The 16,659-nt window shown below is 55.6% G+C and carries 15 protein-coding genes and 1 CRISPR repeat array; of the genes, 6 read left to right on the top strand and 9 right to left on the bottom strand.

Features of this window, described 5'->3' with window-relative positions; all coding sequences use genetic code 11:
* Genes sirB2 through hemA form a run of 4 tightly spaced genes read right to left on the bottom strand, consistent with a single transcriptional unit; the run spans nucleotide 1 to nucleotide 3,601 of the window.
* Entirely contained in the window at nucleotides 1-393 is a 393-nt protein-coding gene (sirB2, locus tag F153LOC_RS17155; protein WP_102103897.1) for an invasion regulator SirB2, read from the bottom strand.
* Nucleotides 390-1,220, bottom strand: a complete 831-nt coding sequence (gene prmC, locus F153LOC_RS17150; RefSeq protein WP_102103898.1) for a peptide chain release factor N(5)-glutamine methyltransferase — start codon at nucleotides 1,218-1,220, stop codon at nucleotides 390-392. The genes sirB2 and prmC overlap by 4 nt, the downstream gene beginning before the upstream one ends.
* Nucleotides 1,220-2,302: a peptide chain release factor 1 gene (gene prfA, locus F153LOC_RS17145; RefSeq protein WP_100779911.1), complete on the bottom strand. Its 1,083-nt coding sequence runs from the start codon at nucleotides 2,300-2,302 to the stop codon at nucleotides 1,220-1,222. Before prfA ends, prmC begins: the two co-directional genes overlap by 1 nt.
* Nucleotides 2,303-2,344: 42 nt before the next feature.
* A complete protein-coding gene (gene hemA / locus F153LOC_RS17140) occupies nucleotides 2,345-3,601 on the bottom strand; it encodes a glutamyl-tRNA reductase (protein WP_102103899.1) in 1,257 nt (418 codons plus the stop codon).
* Nucleotides 3,602-3,811: 210 nt separating this feature from the next.
* Here hemA and lolB point away from each other — a divergent pair, with 210 nt between their 5' ends.
* The 4 genes from lolB to dauA all read left to right on the top strand — a co-directional run bounded on the left by lolB (nucleotide 3,812) and on the right by dauA (nucleotide 8,165).
* Nucleotides 3,812-4,423 carry a lipoprotein insertase outer membrane protein LolB gene (gene lolB, locus F153LOC_RS17135; protein WP_102103900.1) on the top strand — a complete coding sequence of 204 codons (612 nt, stop codon included), beginning with the start codon at nucleotides 3,812-3,814 and terminating at the stop codon, nucleotides 4,421-4,423.
* Nucleotides 4,420-5,289 carry a 4-(cytidine 5'-diphospho)-2-C-methyl-D-erythritol kinase gene (ispE, locus tag F153LOC_RS17130; RefSeq protein ID WP_102103901.1) on the top strand — a complete coding sequence of 290 codons (870 nt, stop codon included), beginning with the start codon at nucleotides 4,420-4,422 and terminating at the stop codon, nucleotides 5,287-5,289. Before lolB ends, ispE begins: the two co-directional genes overlap by 4 nt.
* A 125-nt stretch (nucleotides 5,290-5,414) precedes the next feature.
* Nucleotides 5,415-6,362, top strand: a complete 948-nt coding sequence (prs, locus tag F153LOC_RS17120) for a ribose-phosphate diphosphokinase (protein WP_003856663.1) — start codon at nucleotides 5,415-5,417, stop codon at nucleotides 6,360-6,362.
* Between the two features lie 123 nt (nucleotides 6,363-6,485).
* A complete protein-coding gene (dauA, locus tag F153LOC_RS17115; protein WP_102103902.1) occupies nucleotides 6,486-8,165 on the top strand; it encodes a C4-dicarboxylic acid transporter DauA in 1,680 nt (559 codons plus the stop codon).
* An 82-nt stretch (nucleotides 8,166-8,247) separates the two neighbouring features.
* Here the strand turns inward: dauA and ychH are convergent, their stop codons facing one another.
* Nucleotides 8,248-8,523 carry a stress-induced protein YchH gene (ychH, locus tag F153LOC_RS17110; RefSeq protein ID WP_100779906.1) on the bottom strand — a complete coding sequence of 92 codons (276 nt, stop codon included), beginning with the start codon at nucleotides 8,521-8,523 and terminating at the stop codon, nucleotides 8,248-8,250.
* Between the two features lie 272 nt (nucleotides 8,524-8,795).
* Between ychH and pth the strand changes: the two genes are divergently transcribed.
* Nucleotides 8,796-9,380, top strand: a complete 585-nt coding sequence (gene pth / locus F153LOC_RS17105; protein ID WP_100779905.1) for an aminoacyl-tRNA hydrolase — start codon at nucleotides 8,796-8,798, stop codon at nucleotides 9,378-9,380.
* A 126-nt stretch (nucleotides 9,381-9,506) separates the two neighbouring features.
* The gene (gene ychF, locus F153LOC_RS17100) at nucleotides 9,507-10,598 is read left to right on the top strand and encodes a redox-regulated ATPase YchF (RefSeq protein ID WP_100779904.1); all 1,092 of its coding nucleotides are present in this window, start codon (nucleotides 9,507-9,509) and stop codon (nucleotides 10,596-10,598) included.
* A 130-nt stretch (nucleotides 10,599-10,728) separates the two neighbouring features.
* Nucleotides 10,729-12,558: a CRISPR direct-repeat array (repeat unit 28 nt; unit sequence TTTCTAAGCTGCCTGTACGGCAGTGAAC).
* 269 nt (nucleotides 12,559-12,827) lie between these two features.
* Here the strand turns inward: ychF and cas6f are convergent.
* From cas6f to csy1, 4 genes are read right to left on the bottom strand one after another with little or no spacing between them, the layout of a single operon-like run.
* Complete coding sequence (gene cas6f / locus F153LOC_RS17095) at nucleotides 12,828-13,382, bottom strand: type I-F CRISPR-associated endoribonuclease Cas6/Csy4 (RefSeq protein WP_102103903.1); 555 nt, start codon at nucleotides 13,380-13,382, stop codon at nucleotides 12,828-12,830.
* A 9-nt stretch (nucleotides 13,383-13,391) separates the two neighbouring features.
* A complete protein-coding gene (csy3, locus tag F153LOC_RS17090) occupies nucleotides 13,392-14,387 on the bottom strand; it encodes a type I-F CRISPR-associated protein Csy3 (protein ID WP_102103904.1) in 996 nt (331 codons plus the stop codon).
* Between the two features lie 11 nt (nucleotides 14,388-14,398).
* Nucleotides 14,399-15,343: a type I-F CRISPR-associated protein Csy2 gene (csy2, locus tag F153LOC_RS17085; RefSeq protein WP_102103905.1), complete on the bottom strand. Its 945-nt coding sequence runs from the start codon at nucleotides 15,341-15,343 to the stop codon at nucleotides 14,399-14,401.
* Nucleotides 15,336-16,658: a type I-F CRISPR-associated protein Csy1 gene (csy1, locus tag F153LOC_RS17080; RefSeq protein ID WP_102103906.1), complete on the bottom strand. Its 1,323-nt coding sequence runs from the start codon at nucleotides 16,656-16,658 to the stop codon at nucleotides 15,336-15,338. Before csy1 ends, csy2 begins: the two co-directional genes overlap by 8 nt.
* Nucleotide 16,659: the final 1 nt, after the last annotated feature.

Here is a 16,659-nt window from a genome sequence, read left to right as displayed (position 1 = left end):
TTACCCCAGTAACGGTATTCTTGTGGTGGCGAGTTTAATGATGATGTACAGCACCACCAGCCCCAGCAGGAAGGCGATAAAACCGGCCTGCTGGCTGCGCGGACGACGACGTCCAAGCGCGATAAAACCCAAAACGATGTAGATGATAACGCCAAACAGCTTTTCAGTCAGCCATGCGCCTTTATCAGTAAATGGCAGATAGCCCGTCAGCCACATCAGACCGGCGCCGGAAAGCAGCAAAACCGTGTCGATGCAGTGCGGAGCAACGCGCACCCAGCGGGCGTCGATGAGCGGATGGTTGCTGTAACGCCACCAGTAGCGCACCACGAAAAAGCTGATGGTCAGTACCACGGCGGCAATATGCACAGCGATCAACACGCTGAAGACGCTCATGGCTTTTTCCCCAGCGTCAGGCGTTCGTTGCCGCCGTAGTCACGACAGGTTTCGACGCTCGCGTATCCCGCCGCGCTAAACAGCGCACGGACCGCTGCCCCCTGCGTCCAGCCGTGTTCAAGCAGCAGCCAGCCGCCGGGCACAAGGTGCTCGCGGGAGGTCGTGATAATATGTTCGATATCGGCCAGCCCGTCGTTCGCTGCAACCAGCGCCGTGAGCGGCTCAAAGCGCACATCCCCCTGCGACAGATGCGGGTCGTGCTCGTCGATGTAGGGCGGATTGCTGACGATCATCTCAAAGGTGTGCTGCGCCAGGGCGGAAAACCAGCTGCTTTGATTGATCTGAACGTTACTGAAACCCAGACGCGCAAGATTGCGCTGCGCCAGGGCTACCGCGTCAGGCATTACGTCGACCGCGGTAACCAGACAATCCGGGCGCTCGCTCGCCAGCGCCAGCGCAATCGCGCCGGTGCCCGTGCCTAAATCCAGGATGCGACACGGACCGTCAGGCAGACGCGCCAGCGCCTGCTCGACCAGACACTCGGTGTCCGGGCGCGGGATCAGCGTGGCGGCTGAAACATACAGCGGCAGCGACCAGAACTCCCGTTCACCGGTCAGGTGCGCCACCGGCTCACCGGTTTTACGCCGGGCGAGCAGCGCCGCGAGCTGCGCTTCCTGTTCAGGCGTCAGCAGCGTCTCACCGAATGCCAGGAGATAAGTGCGCGCTTTTCCGGTGACATGTTCCAGCAAGATTTCGGCGTCGCGACGCGGGCTTTCACTGTTGGAAAGCTCGCTCGCGGCGGCACGTAACCAGGCCTGAAAATCCATTAGTCCTGCTCGGCCAGCGCGGCCAGCTGATCGGCCTGGTATTCCTGCACGATCGGCTCGATCAGGGAGTCGAGTTTGCCTTCCATCGTCTCATCCAGACGGTAAATCGTCAGGTTGATGCGGTGGTCGGTCACGCGGCCCTGCGGGAAGTTATAGGTGCGGTTACGATCGCTGCGATCGCCGCTGCCCAACAGGTTACGACGCGTAGAGGCTTCGGCCTGCTGGCGTTTCGCCATTTCGGCGGCGCGAATACGTGAGCCGAGCACCGCCAGGGCTTTGGCTTTGTTTTTGTGCTGGGAGCGTTCGTCCTGACACTCCACCACGATGCCGGTCGGCAGGTGGGTAATACGGATCGCGGAATCGGTGGTGTTAACGTGCTGACCGCCCGCGCCTGACGAACGGAAGGTATCAATACGCAGATCGGCTGGATTGATATCCGGCAGTTCAGCTTCTGGCAGCTCCGGCATCACCGCAACGGTACAGGCAGAGGTGTGAATTCGCCCCTGAGATTCCGTCGCCGGGACACGCTGCACCCGGTGCCCGCCGGACTCAAATTTCAGACGGCCATACACGCCGTCGCCGCTGATCTTAGCGATCACTTCTTTATAGCCACCATGTTCGCCTTCGTTGGCGCTCATGATTTCTACGCGCCAGCGGCGGGATTCCGCGTAGCGGCTGTACATGCGGAACAGATCGCCGGCAAACAGCGCGGCTTCGTCGCCACCCGTTCCGGCGCGAACTTCGACAAACGCGTTGCGCTCATCGTCCGGATCTTTCGGCAGCAGAAGAACCTGGAGCTGCTGCTCCATCTCTTCGGCGCGCGCTTTGGCGTCCTGCAACTCTTCCTGCGCCATTTCGCGCATTTCAGGGTCGTCGAGCATCATCTGCGCGGTTTCAATATCTTCCTGAACCTGCTGCCATTCAGTAAAGCAGCGCGCAACATCACTGAGCTGCGCATATTCGCGCGACAGGGCGCGAAAACGATCCTGGTCAGCAATAGTCGCGGCATCACCGAGCAGGGCCTGAACTTCTTCATGGCGCTCGTGCAAAGCTTCCAGTTTGGCGACGATAGAGGGCTTCATAGGCGTAAAATGCACCTTGTAATAGAAAATGGGTGGGTGGCGCTATTCCAGCCCGAGGCTGTTGCGCAGAATAGTCAGGCGTTCATCATCCCCGTCACGGGCTGCCTGTTGAAGTGATTTGGTTGGAGCATGGATCAACCGGTTGGTTAGCTTCCACGCCAGGTCCTGCATAATGACCTGCGGATCGCCGCCCTGCTCGAGGGCCGCCATCGCTTTGGCCGTCAGATCGTCACGTACCTGTTCCGCCTGACCACGGTATTCGCGAATCGTCTCGCTGGCGCTTTGCGCGCGCAGCCAGGCCATAAATTCGCTCGATTCCTGCTCGACAATCGTCTCTGCCTGCACCGCCGCCGCTTTACGTTGGGCGAGGTTATGGGAAATGATACTTTGCAGATCGTCAACGCTGTAGAGATAGGCGTTTGCCAGCTTGCCGACTTCCGGCTCGACGTCACGCGGGACGGCGATATCCACCAGCAGCATTGGCTGATTGCGGCGCGATTTTAGCGCACGCTCCACCATCCCTTTACCGATAATAGGCAGCGGGCTGGCGGTTGAACTGATAATGATGTCCGCATCTTTCAGGCGTTCATCGATGTCGCTGAGGGCAACCACTTCTGCGCCCACTTCGTCTGCCAGTGCCTGCGCGCGTTCGCGGGTCCGGTTGGCGATGATCATCTGCTTGACCTTGTGTTCACGCAGATGACGCGCCACCAGCTCAATGGTCTCCCCGGCGCCGACGAGCAGCACGGTGACCGTTGAGAGCGATTCAAAGATTTGACGCGCCAGCGTACAGGCTGCGAAGGCAACAGAAACCGCACTGGCACCAATGTCGGTTTCGGTTCGCACACGCTTCGCCACGGAGAAAGATTTCTGGAACATGCGTTCCAGCTCGCTGGCTTTGAGATGGCCTTTCTGGGAATCGGCAAAGGCTTTTTTGACCTGCCCGAGTATTTGCGGCTCGCCAAGCACCAGCGAATCGAGGCCGCTGGCGACGCGCATCAGATGGCTGACCGCATCATTATCATGATGCCAGTACAGACTGTTGCGCAGCTCTTCTTCGTTCAGATTGTGGTAGTCGCATAACCAGCGGATAAGCGCTTCGTGGAGGTTGTCTTGTTCTTCCACGCTCAGATATAGCTCGGTACGGTTACACGTAGAGAGCACCACACCACCCTGCACCATCGGCTGGGCAAGCAGGCTATCCAGCGCCTGGTCGAGCGTATCCGGCGAAAACGTAACGCGTTCTCGCAGCGAAACCGGGGCTGTTTTGTGGTTGATACCGAGTGCTAAAAGGGTCATGTGAGCGGGAGTAGTACCAGCGTTAATAAGGTTAGCAGGTCGCATCATACAGGATGCGCGAGATCAATAAAAGAGAGTGCCCCCTTTCGGAGTAATAGCCGTTTCCGGCTAATTTCATGATTTAAGACAATATGAACGTAGACGCTGCCACCGCCCGGCGCTAGCATTAAGGGTTATAACTGCAACGCATCTCAAGGATTTGTCACGACTATGGCCCGATTCATTCGCTTGTTACCGCTGGCGGCGCTGGTTCTCACCGCCTGCTCGATTACTCCGCCCAAGGGCCCCGGCAAAAGTCCTGATTCACCGCAGTGGCGTCAGCACCAGCAAGAGGTGCGCAATTTAAGCCAGTATCAGACGCGCGGTGCGTTCGCTTATCTCTCCGATCAGCAAAAAGTGTACGCCCGCTTCTTCTGGCAACAAACCGGGCAGGATCGCTATCGCCTGCTGTTGCTGAACCCGCTCGGCAGCACTGAACTGGAGCTGAATGCCCAGCCAGGCACCGCGCAGATCACCGATAATAAAGGCCAGCACTACACCGCGACAGATGCCGAAGAGATGATTGGCAAACTGACCGGCATGCCGATTCCGCTTAATAGCCTGCGCCAGTGGATCCTCGGTCTGCCGGGCGACGCCACCGATTACAAACTCGACGACCAGTATCGCCTGAGCGAACTCAACTACACCCAGAACGGGAAAACCTGGAAAGTGGTGTACGGCGGCTATGACAGCGCAAGTAAACCGGCATTGCCATCCAATATGGAACTGACGGAAGGCAGCCAGCGTATTAAGCTCAAAATGGATAACTGGATCGTTAAATGATGAGCCAATGGCCCTCTCCGGCGAAGCTGAACCTGTTTTTGTACATCACCGGGCAACGCGCTGACGGCTACCACATGCTGCAGACGCTGTTTCAGTTTGTCGATTATGGCGACACAATCTCCATCGAATTGCGCGACGACGGCCAGATTCACCTGCTGACGCCCGTTGAAGGCGTCGCTCATGAAGATAATCTGATCGTGCGTGCCGCGCGGCTGCTGATGAACGCGGCGGCCGGCTCGGGAAGGCTTCCGGCGGGAAGCGGTGCCGATATCCATATCGAGAAACGCCTGCCGATGGGCGGCGGTCTGGGAGGCGGCTCTTCTAATGCCGCGACGATACTGGTTGCCCTGAACCATCTCTGGGGCTGCGGATTAACACCTGATGAACTGGCCGCGCTGGGGCTTTCGCTCGGCGCCGATGTACCGGTGTTCGTTCGCGGTCACGCCGCATTTGCCGAAGGGGTTGGCGAGATCCTCACGCCGGTCGATCCACCGGAGAAATGGTATCTGATTGCCCATCCTGGTGTGAGTATTCCGACCCCGGTTATTTTTAAGGATCCGGCGTTGCCACGGAACACTCCCGTCCGGTCAATAGAAACGTTACTAAAATGTGAATTCAGCAACGATTGCGAGGTTATCGCAAGAAAACGTTTTCGCGAGGTTGATGCGGTGCTTTCCTGGCTGTTAGAATACGCCCCGTCGCGCCTGACTGGCACAGGATCCTGTGTTTTTGCTGAATTTGACACCGAATTCGCCGCTCGTCAGGTGCTAGAGCAAGCCCCGGAATGGCTGCATGGTTTTGTGGCGCGTGGGATGAACACTTCCCCGCTACAGCAGGCCATTCTGGCGCAGACTGAGTTTCGGTGACAACGTCACCCTGTTCCAGACGTTGCATCGCGCTCTTTAATACACCGCCTGGATAGCGTTCGCCTGGCCCGCACAGTTAGTGGCGAATGTTATCCACCATTGGACGCATGCCTGAGGTTCTTCTCGTGCCTGATATGAAGCTTTTTGCTGGTAACGCCACCCCGGAACTAGCACAACGTATTGCCAACCGCCTGTACACTTCCCTCGGCGACGCCGCTGTAGGTCGCTTTAGCGACGGCGAAGTCAGCGTACAAATTAACGAAAATGTACGCGGTGGTGATATTTTCATCATCCAGTCCACCTGTGCTCCAACTAACGACAACCTGATGGAATTGGTTGTTATGGTCGATGCCCTGCGCCGTGCTTCCGCAGGCCGTATCACGGCTGTTATTCCTTACTTCGGCTATGCCCGCCAGGACCGTCGTGTCCGTTCCGCGCGTGTACCGATTACCGCTAAAGTGGTTGCTGACTTCCTGTCGAGCGTCGGTGTTGACCGCGTTCTGACCGTTGACCTGCACGCAGAGCAGATCCAGGGCTTCTTCGACGTTCCGGTTGATAACGTATTCGGCAGCCCAATCCTGCTCGAAGACATGCTGCAGCTGAACCTGGATAACCCAATTGTGGTTTCTCCGGACATCGGCGGCGTGGTTCGTGCTCGTGCGATTGCCAAACTGCTGAACGATACCGACATGGCGATCATCGACAAACGCCGTCCGCGCGCTAACGTCTCTCAGGTGATGCACATCATCGGTGACGTCGCTGGCCGTGACTGTGTGCTGGTTGATGACATGATCGACACCGGCGGCACGCTGTGCAAAGCCGCTGAAGCGCTGAAAGAACGTGGTGCTAAGCGTGTGTTTGCATACGCAACTCACCCGATCTTCTCCGGCAATGCTGTCAACAATCTCCGCAACTCCGTCATCGACGAAGTGGTGGTGTGCGATACCATTCCATTAAGTGATGAGATCAAGGCGCTGCCAAACGTACGTACCCTGACCCTGTCAGGCATGTTGGCCGAAGCGATTCGTCGTATCAGCAACGAAGAATCCATCTCTGCGATGTTCGAACACTAATCGAACACGGCCCAAAAACCCGCTGCGGCGGGTTTTTTTGTCTTCATTACCTATTTGTATGATTAATACCTCCTTCACCTGCCATTCACATGACAGATGATGTGCTCACGGAAAAAGAGAATTGTGAAAAACGTAGCGTCCTCACATGTTCTGCCCTTTCGCGCCCTCATCGACGCCTGCTGGAAAGAAAAATACACCTCATCACGTTTTCTGCGTGATGTTATCGCCGGGATCACCGTCGGGATTATTGCCATTCCACTGGCGATGGCACTGGCGATTGGCAGCGGCGTTGCCCCGCAGTACGGGCTGTACACCTCGGCAGTTGCCGGGATTGTCATCGCCCTGACGGGCGGGTCGCGCTTTAGCGTCTCCGGCCCGACAGCAGCCTTTGTGGTGATCCTCTACCCGGTCTCCCAGCAGTTTGGTCTGGCCGGTTTGCTGGTCGCCACGCTGATGTCTGGCGTATTTTTGATTCTGTTCGGTCTGGCCCGTTTTGGCCGGTTGATCGAGTACATCCCGCTCTCCGTGACGCTCGGTTTTACCTCCGGGATCGGCATCACCATCGGGACCATGCAAATCAAAGATTTTCTCGGTTTGCAGCTCGCACAGGTGCCCGAACACTATCTGCAAAAGGTCGGTGCCCTGTTTATGGCCCTGCCGACAGCGAATCTGGGCGATGCGGCGATCGGTATCGTCACGCTCGGCACGTTAATTCTCTGGCCACGGCTGGGCATTCGCCTGCCGGGGCATCTTCCCGCGCTGCTGCTGGGCTGCGCAGTGATGGGCGTGGTTAACCTCCTCGGCGGACACGTCGCCACTATCGGCTCGCAGTTCCACTACATTCTGGCGGATGGCTCCCAGGGCAACGGCATTCCTCAGCTACTGCCTCAGCTGGTGCTGCCGTGGAATTTACCTGGCTCGGACTTCACCCTAAGCTGGGACTCCCTGCGCGCCCTGCTCCCGGCGGCGTTCTCTATGGCGATGCTCGGCGCGATTGAATCGCTGCTCTGCGCGGTGGTGCTCGACGGTATGACCGGCACCAAGCACAAAGCCAACAGCGAGCTGGTCGGCCAGGGATTGGGTAACCTTATCGCGCCGTTCTTTGGCGGCATCACCGCCACGGCAGCGATTGCCCGTTCTGCGGCCAACGTGCGCGCCGGAGCTACCTCGCCAGTGTCTGCGGTTATCCACTCTCTGCTGGTGATCCTCGCCTTGCTGGCGCTCGCTCCGCTGCTGTCGTGGCTCCCGCTTTCCGCGATGGCCGCCCTGCTGCTGATGGTAGCGTGGAACATGTCTGAGGCGCACAAAGTGGTGCATCTCCTGCGCCGTGCGCCGAAAGACGACATCATCGTAATGCTAATCTGTATGTCCCTCACGGTGCTGTTTGACATGGTTATCGCCATCAGCGTCGGGATTGTGCTGGCCTCGCTGCTGTTTATGCGCCGCATTGCGCAGATGACGCGCCTGTCACCGGTGAATGTCGAGGTGCCGGAGGATGTGCTGGTGCTGCGCGTTATCGGCCCACTGTTCTTTGCGGCGGCGGAAGGTTTGTTCAGCGATCTGGAATCGCGTATTTCCGGGAAGCGGATTGTGGTGCTGAAATGGGATGCAGTCCCGGTGTTGGATGCTGGCGGTCTGGATGCATTCCAGCGCTTTGTGAAGCGTCTGCCGGAAGGCTGCGAACTGCGGGTGAGTAATCTTGAGTTCCAGCCCCTGCGCACCATGGCGCGCGCGGGTGTGCAGCCGATTCCGGGGCGCCTGGCGTTCTACCCGAATCGCGAAGCGGCATTAGCGGATCTCTAAGCATAAAAACGGCTCCATCAGGAGCCGTTTTTGTATTCATCTTTTGCAGGCTGGTTAGCGCTGCGGTTACCCGGCAGGTGTACTAGCTAGGTTTATGCTGGTCCCGGCGGCAGCGTTTGTCGTAATGGCGTACCCACCAGTATCGGTCGCTGACCTGCTCATGACCACTCACGCGGGCCCCTGCCAGCCACAAAACAGCACCTAAAAAGATGCTTAGCACCGCGCCGTGCGCGAAGTATTGTGGGAGGTCAAGTTGCGGCAACTGGTTTAAAATAGAATAACCCACACCTGCTACCATCACGAACAGGCCCAACCCCATTAGCACGTTACCGAGTCGTGAAGCGTTTCTGCGTTTCATATGTCACCTCCGGAACTTTGGGTTGCAGGGAAATGTCCCTAATCCTTGTGTGTAAAGTATAGACAACGGGTCTTTTATGAGTTGCGTGAATGATCACAATAATGAGCACGCCCGAGACAAAAGTTTACAAATAAGCGCCTGAACAGCTTGAAATTCTAATGATTCAAACCCGTCATTATTCAAATTTCCCCTCTTCCTGCCGCAGAATTTTGTCAAGCGGCGCGCCAGACAGTAAACTACGCGGCAAATCTGGAACCTTTAGGAATTGAAACGTGACGATTAAACTGATTGTCGGCCTTGCCAACCCAGGCGCAGAGTATGCGGCCACCCGCCATAACGCCGGAGCCTGGTATGTCGATCTGCTGGCCGAGCGGTTACGTGCCCCCCTGCGTGAAGAGCCGAAATTTTATGGCTATACCTCACGTATCAACCTCGCGGGAGCCGATGTGCGTCTGCTTGTTCCGACCACATTCATGAACCTGAGCGGTAAAGCCGTGGCGGCGATGGCGACGTTTTATCGCATCAATCCGGATGAAATTCTGGTCGCCCACGATGAGTTGGATTTACCGCCCGGTGTCGCTAAATTCAAACTCGGCGGCGGTCACGGCGGTCACAATGGCCTGAAAGACATCATCAGCAAACTCGGCAATAACCCGAACTTTCATCGTTTACGCGTGGGAATCGGCCATCCGGGCGATAAAAACAAAGTTGTCGGTTTTGTACTGGGTAAACCACCCGCTTCCGAGCAGAAGCTTATTGACGATGCCGTAGACGAAGCGGCGCGCTGTACCGAGGTGTGGCTTAAAGAAGGTTTGACCAAAGCGACAAATCGTTTACACGCCTTTAAAGCGCAGTAGTCCGCGCGAGACGCCATTTTTACCGCGCGTGACGGCGGTTACGTGTATAATAGGCAAAGTTATTTACTTTTCTTCAATCGGTTAATGCTAACGGGTTGAATATCAAGACATTAAGGTGATTTAAAGATGGGATTTAAATGCGGTATCGTTGGTCTGCCAAACGTGGGCAAATCCACCCTTTTTAACGCGCTCACCAAAGCGGGTATCGAAGCAGCAAACTTCCCGTTCTGTACGATTGAGCCGAACACCGGCGTCGTGCCGATGCCTGACCCACGTCTGGATCAGCTCGCTGAAATCGTTAAACCACAGCGCATTCTGCCAACCACCATGGAATTCGTCGACATCGCGGGCCTGGTAAAAGGCGCCTCCAAGGGTGAAGGCCTGGGCAACCAGTTCCTGACTAATATCCGTGAAACCGAAGCCATCGGCCACGTAGTGCGTTGTTTTGAAAACGACAACATCATCCACGTGAATAACAAAGTCGATCCGGCTGACGATATTGACGTTATCAACACTGAGCTTGCCCTGTCCGATCTGGACACCTGCGAACGCGCAATCCACCGCGTGCAGAAACGAGCCAAAGGCGGCGATAAAGACGCGAAAGCAGAACTGGCAGCCCTGGAAAAATGTCTGCCACAGCTGGAAAACGCAGGCATGCTGCGCGCGCTGGATCTGACAGAAGAAGATAAAGCGGCGATCAAATACCTGAGCTTCCTGACCCTGAAGCCAACCATGTACATCGCGAACGTCAACGAAGATGGTTTTGAAAACAACCCGTACCTCGACAAAGTGCGTGAAATCGCCGCTGGCGAAGGCTCTGTCGTTGTTGCTGTATGTGCTGCCGTTGAGTCTGACATCGCTGAGCTGGACGATGCCGACCGCGAAGAGTTCATGGCTGAGCTGGGCCTGGAAGAGCCGGGCCTGAACCGCGTTATCCGCGCGGGCTATGAGCTGCTGAACCTGCAAACCTACTTCACCGCTGGCGTGAAAGAAGTACGCGCCTGGACCATCCCTGTCGGTGCCACCGCTCCGCAGGCGGCCGGTAAAATCCACACCGACTTCGAAAAAGGCTTTATCCGCGCACAGACCATCGCGTTTGAAGACTTCATCACCTACAAAGGTGAACAAGGCGCGAAAGAAGCCGGCAAGATGCGTGCAGAAGGAAAGGATTACATCGTCAAAGATGGCGACGTAATGAACTTCTTGTTTAACGTCTAAATAAAATTTGTTGTCTCGTGAGGTCACTGAATCTCACAAGAATCGCAGAACTATAAAATCCACGCGCTTGCGTGGATTTTTTTATCATACCCATCGCATCTCGTGACCGCCTTACCATGCTGACACATCATTTATAAGCTGCCTGTACGGCAGTGAACGCGCTGGTCTGACTGGTCGGGTAGTTGCAACGTTTCTAAGCTGCCTGTACGGCAGTGAACATTTTCAATACTGGCGCGCAGATGGCGGATAATTTCTAAGCTGCCTGTACGGCAGTGAACTTTTTATTGCCCATATCTCAGCTGCTTTACGATTTCTAAGCTGCCTGTACTGCAGTGAACACACTGAAAGCATCCGGCCTGCGCCTTTCGACTTTCTAAGCTGCCTGTACGGCAGTGAACATCGATAGTTACGCCAGCCCAGATCCCGCCCTTTTCTAAGCTGCCTGTACGGCAGTGAACAGGTACGGCAATGGATTATCCTTCCCTGAAGTCTTTCTAAGCTGCCTGTACGGCAGTGAACATCGGGCCGATGAATGTCACAAACGACGTTGTTTTCTAAGCTGCCTGTACGGCAGTGAACTCGTTAGAAACGATCGGTTAGCGTGGGGCTGATTTCTAAGCTGCCTGTACGGCAGTGAACCTTACGCTACTGCGCTGGCCGTTCGCGATGACTTTCTAAGCTGCCTGTACGGCAGTGAACGTCTGGCTGGCGGTTAGGTCGGATGCTAATGATTTCTAAGCTGCCTGTACGGCAGTGAACTCTGCCCGTCATTCTCATGCAGATATCCGTATTTTCTAAGCTGCCTGTACGGCAGTGAACCTGGGGTACGCATACACGCTCGCCCCGGAGGATTTCTTAGCTGCCTGTACGGCAGTGAACCGAAAAAGGGGGGCGACGCCGACGCGGGTGACTTTCTAAGCTGCCTGTACGGCAGTGAACCGGTAATATTCCCGTTTATCGTTTGCAGCGATTTTCTAAGCTGCCTGTACGGCAGTGAACGTCGTCTTCGAGGTGATTGCGGTCGACCTCGATTTTCTAAGCTGCCTGTACGGCAGTGAACAGCAGGTGATCGGTAAAGCTACGCTGTACTGCTTTCTAAGCTGCCTGTACGGCAGTGAACATCAGTACAATCAGCAATACAGCGTCAACGTATTTCTAAGCTGCCTGTACGGCAGTGAACTCTCCGTATCAATCTGCTGAATAGCACGGTTATTTCTAAGCTGCCTGTACGGCAGTGAACCTCCTGGCTTTCGCGGTGAATATGCCCTCAACTTTCTAAGCTGCCTGTACGGCAGTGAACTAGTTTGAATAACACCTGCTACAGCTATCTGTTTTCTAAGCTGCCTGTACGGCAGTGAACCTTGTCCTGCTGTGCCTGTGGTGGCTGCATCGTTTCTAAGCTGCCTGTACGGCAGTGAACAACCTGTTAACATGGCGAGTCCAGAAACATTGTTTCTAAGCTGCCTGTACGGCAGTGAACATAACTGGAGAGCTGGCCACTGGCCAGCCTGGTTTCTAAGCTGCCTGTACGGCAGTGAACGCGCGGTGGACGGACGCCCGGACGACGTCGAATTTCTAAGCTGCCTGTACGGCAGTGAACTTGAAGGGATCAGAAAAGCAGGGGGAAACAGTTTTCTAAGCTGCCTGTACGGCAGTGAACGGTTGCCCAACGGCAACAGCATTGATGTAGTCTTTCTAAGCTGCCTGTACGGCAGTGAACTCCACATTTGTTGATGAATCTCCCCGGTTGACTTTCTAAGCTGCCTGTACGGCAGTGAACATAAGTTGCTGATGTTTATGTTCGGCGACAGTTTTCTAAGCTGCCTGTACGGCAGTGAACTTCAGTGCCTGCCGATTGATTGCGTTCTGGTTTTTCTAAGCTGCCTGTACGGCAGTGAACAGTTGGGGCACTGATTTAGCGCGCTGGCGCAATTTCTAAGCTGCCTGTACGGCAGTGAACAGAAACATCATATGAATAACCCTATGATTAAAATAAAAATATCATCATTTATCCTTCTAAAACCCTTTTTTGAACTTGATTATTAAAAACCAACAAAAACAGCGTATTACAATTGTCGTAAAAATTAGGGTGTCTTGCTTACGCACACCCTAAAACCATTTCGCTGCGCGTCTTCCTGATTCTATCTGAAGAGCTGGGGTGTCCATTCCTCATCTTTTCACTCGTCCAGAGTCGTGCCATGCCAACGTCATTGGCATGGCATACCAGGTTCAGAACCACGGTACCGTTGCCGTCGCGCTCAAACCGTAACTGCCGAATGTGCCGCTACGCCGTTCTGGCTGAATCTCGCCGTGGCGTATAAACAGGCGGAACGGTTGCCCGGTTGAGAGGCTTTTAAGCTGCAGGAAAGGTAAATCCGTAGTGTGGTTTTTCATCTCCTGAATTCGCTGTTCAGCCTCTTCCTCCGTCAGCCAGCCTTTACGTACTGACCGACGCATCAGGCGGGCGGAATTGCTTTTGACCTGTACACGCTCCACGGTACGCCAGCCGCAATCTGTCGGAACCAGCGCAAGTGCTGATGCCGCACAGTAATCGTTCAGACCGGCTCGCCAGCGCATGGCTTCCAGTGCGGTAAGCGCATCGTGAGTGCCGTGCAGTCGGATTGTCCCTCCTGGCGTTTTTCCATGATGCGGAAAACTGATGCCTATATCCCCCTCACCCCTTGCACCCAGCGCCCGATGCAGTTTGGCAAACAATGCCGCCATCAGCATCGGTTCCTGAAACTCAGGGTCCGGCAGTACACGAATATCCTGGTAGCTGTCCATGAGCGCCCCTTATTCCGATTTCTCACCAAACACGCCACCGCGGATCAGCACCGCCATCACATAGTGCTGCTGCTCAACGGGTGGTTCATCGCCTTTAACAACCCAGTTATCCAGCAGGGTATAGAAATCCATTTTTTCTTTCGGCTGACGGCAGGCGATACCGCGGCTGGTGACAGAACCGTAAGGCTCGACGGCAATCGCGCCAAGCTCCTGCACCTGCGGGTGCCAGGTATCAATGGTGCGCAACGCGTTGCCCACTTTTTGAGAGTGCAGCGCTGCCACGTCGTTAACCTGATAAAGCACTTTGCTTTTGGTGCTGTTACTGTCCAGGACCAGTTCCTGAGACGGAAACACTTCCTGTCCCTGGCCCAGACGCACATACGCTTCTACGTTCAACAGGACGAATGAATCGCCTTTCAGACCGCCGGCGATTTCATTGGCCAGTTCCTGAACTATCGCGTCACGCTGGTCAAAATCACGCAGGGAGTAGTAGTGCGCGTCAAACTCCCAGGTTTTGCTGCCTTTGACGATCACACTGATATGCTCAGCCCCGACACGGTTGCGCCATAGAAAGCGCCCGTTGGCGAGGTTTGTCGCATAGCGCAGCGCCAGTTCCGCGAAACCGTTTTTACTGATATAGCCTTCAATCACTGCCTGTAACGCATCCTGATACTGCTTGTCGTTACAGACGGATGGCATGGAGAGATTGCCTAGCACGCGCAAGGAAAACGCCATTTTCAGTGTGTCGGCATCCGCCGGAAGCGCCGCGACATCCACCCGTTGCAGGTTGGCTTTTTGGATTTCCGCATCGAGTTTTGCGGGATCGCTAGCCAGCGCATTTTTCAGGCGGTTGGAGATGGTACCGCGTACCGCCTTTTCCTGGATGTGAACTGGCTGCCACTGCGTACCCTGCCAGTTGCCGGATGACATTACGGCGTCTGAGTTCGCCAGTTTGCGTTCAAATGCCAGTACAGAAGCTGTTTTAATCACAGAATTTTTAGCCATTTTTTAATCCCTTAAATTTCATCTGAATAGTTTGAGTTGTCGTCCGGCTCGTCTTGCGGCGCATCGTCCGGCAAAGCCTGTCCGCGGCAGTAATAACCGGTGTCGGTGATGTGATACCGCCAGAGCAGATCGTCGGGCACTTTAATGTGATGAACACCGCGCCATTCACCGATGCCGTACACCGCTTCGGCAAAACAGAACGGCGTGTCGTTGTCGCGGGCGTTGCTGACCGTGCCGGGTTCATACAGTGGAGAAATACGCTGCCAGCCCGTCATCAACGGAACGAGGTAGCCCGGCTGCGGCTTTTTCACATAGCGCCAGTCTGCGCTCTCTTGTGGATTATCAGTGTCCTGCGCAGCCATTTTGAGGGCTGCGAAGTCCAGCCACGCATCCAGCACTTCCGCATCGGGATGTATCTCTTGCAGCGCTTTATGGTGTTCAGCCAGGAAGGACGAACGGTCGCACAGGGCAAAGCCCGGCATCAGGCCGTAAAGCCGGGTTTTCAACTCAGAGATGCCGCAGACCTGAACCCTGCGCAGGCCGGTAATCGAGCCGCCTGCCAGTTTCTGCGTCTGGCACAGTATGTGCAGATGTTCCGCCAGTTTATTCATGCCGATATCGCCATTGACGATTTCGCCGTGGCACTCCATCACCAGTGAAACCGTCATGTGCATCCGGCCCTCTTCGTTGAATGAGGCGGTTTTGGCTTCTCTGGTTAACGGATTTCGCGTCAGCGCAAACTGGTAATCGCGCCCGGACGAGTAAGCGTGGACCTGATGGCGATGACAAATCACGCCACAGCCTTCCAGCCGCAGCCCGTGGCTGGCCTGAAGTTTGCGCGACAGTGCATGCGTGTAGCCGAGAAAATGGGTAATCGCCGGAAAGCCCCACGTCAGGCCCGCGACCGCGTTGGCGTTTTCCACCGTCAGCCACGGCAAAATAATGAGATTACGCATCGTGATATCTCCTGATCGCCTGCTCCATTTCACGCAGCCTGCGTCGGAAAAGCGGTTTGGTCTGCCACTCACGACGTTCGGTTTGGCCCACTTTCAACTCTGCACGGCGAAGATGGCTGTTGAGCCAGAGGGCAAAATCATCCGCCACCAACTCTTGCCACTCGTCTTTGTCGCGTTCGTTAAAGAAAGAGGCGTCGATTTTCGCGCGCCACGGGTCGAGCCACAGTTTTTGATGCGCTTTGAGCTGACATTTTTCGCTCTGCGTCCAGCCAGCCCAGTCACGACGTTGTATATCGGCAGCGACGTTAAACAGCATATCGATGATTTGGTCCGCGTACCTTTCGCACTGCCTGCGAATAACCTCGTTCTTATCACCTCTGGTTTTGATGAGCAAATCCGTTAAGCGACGGCGGATCTGGCGCGTGTTGCGCTCAAACGGTCCCTGACCGAATATCGTTTTGATACCCACAGGCGCTTTATCCTGTATTTCCCACCGCGGCGCGGAGGAGGATAGCAGCCAGACGCGCCCTCCCCGGCTGCTGTTAAGCGCCGAGATATTCTGCGGTTTGGTACCGCCGAAATTCATTACCGCCGTGTTGGGGAACACCACCAGCGGTTGCGAATGCCATTTTTTATCGCGTCGGGTCTGCCAGACGGCTTTGCTTTCTTCACTGAAACGCAGCGCCACCATGCGCTGATGCATCGCCTGGGCAAGCGAAGAGGAAAACAGCGGGTTCAGCAGATGGTAACCCTCACCCACCGGAACGTAGACCTGTTTGGCAAGCTTATGGGACGTGGGCTGTTTAGTGGTTAATGCGCGAGAAAATCCATCAATCCACAGCGCGAGCTGCGCGTCGTTTTCAGCCAGCGATGTGAGGGGGGAAGCATCGCCGCGCTTGAGGCAGTCCAGCAACGAGTCACCGTCGACTTCAGTTTGCAAAAGCTTTGCGACATCAAGCGCAGCGGCGTTACCCACGGCGTCTACCGCCGGTTTTGCCAGCGTGGACGTGGAAAGATAACCGTCCTGCGCCTCAGTCTGCGTAAAGATGCTGCTGCTTTTCGCATCACCATGCGTGAATTTAGCAGCATGCGTCACAAGGCTAATTTGTCCGGCGCGGCTGGCGGCATCGGTAAGCCAGGCCCGCGTTTCATAGCGCTGTTCCAGTTCACGGCGTTCCAGCAAAATCTGGCTTTCCAGCATCGCGTCTGCACCGTTCAGCCGCTTCGCCGCGTCTTTATCGAAAGTATCGAGCCTGGTTTGTCGTCGTTTATCAATATATTCGACGACAAAGCCAGTAAGTCCTTTTTGCGACATA

Origin of the sequence: Lelliottia sp. F153, from assembly GCF_002870005.1 — a bacterium.
GTDB classification, from domain to species: domain Bacteria; phylum Pseudomonadota; class Gammaproteobacteria; order Enterobacterales; family Enterobacteriaceae; genus Enterobacter; species Enterobacter nimipressuralis.
This window is presented reverse-complemented; position numbering and strand designations above follow the sequence as displayed.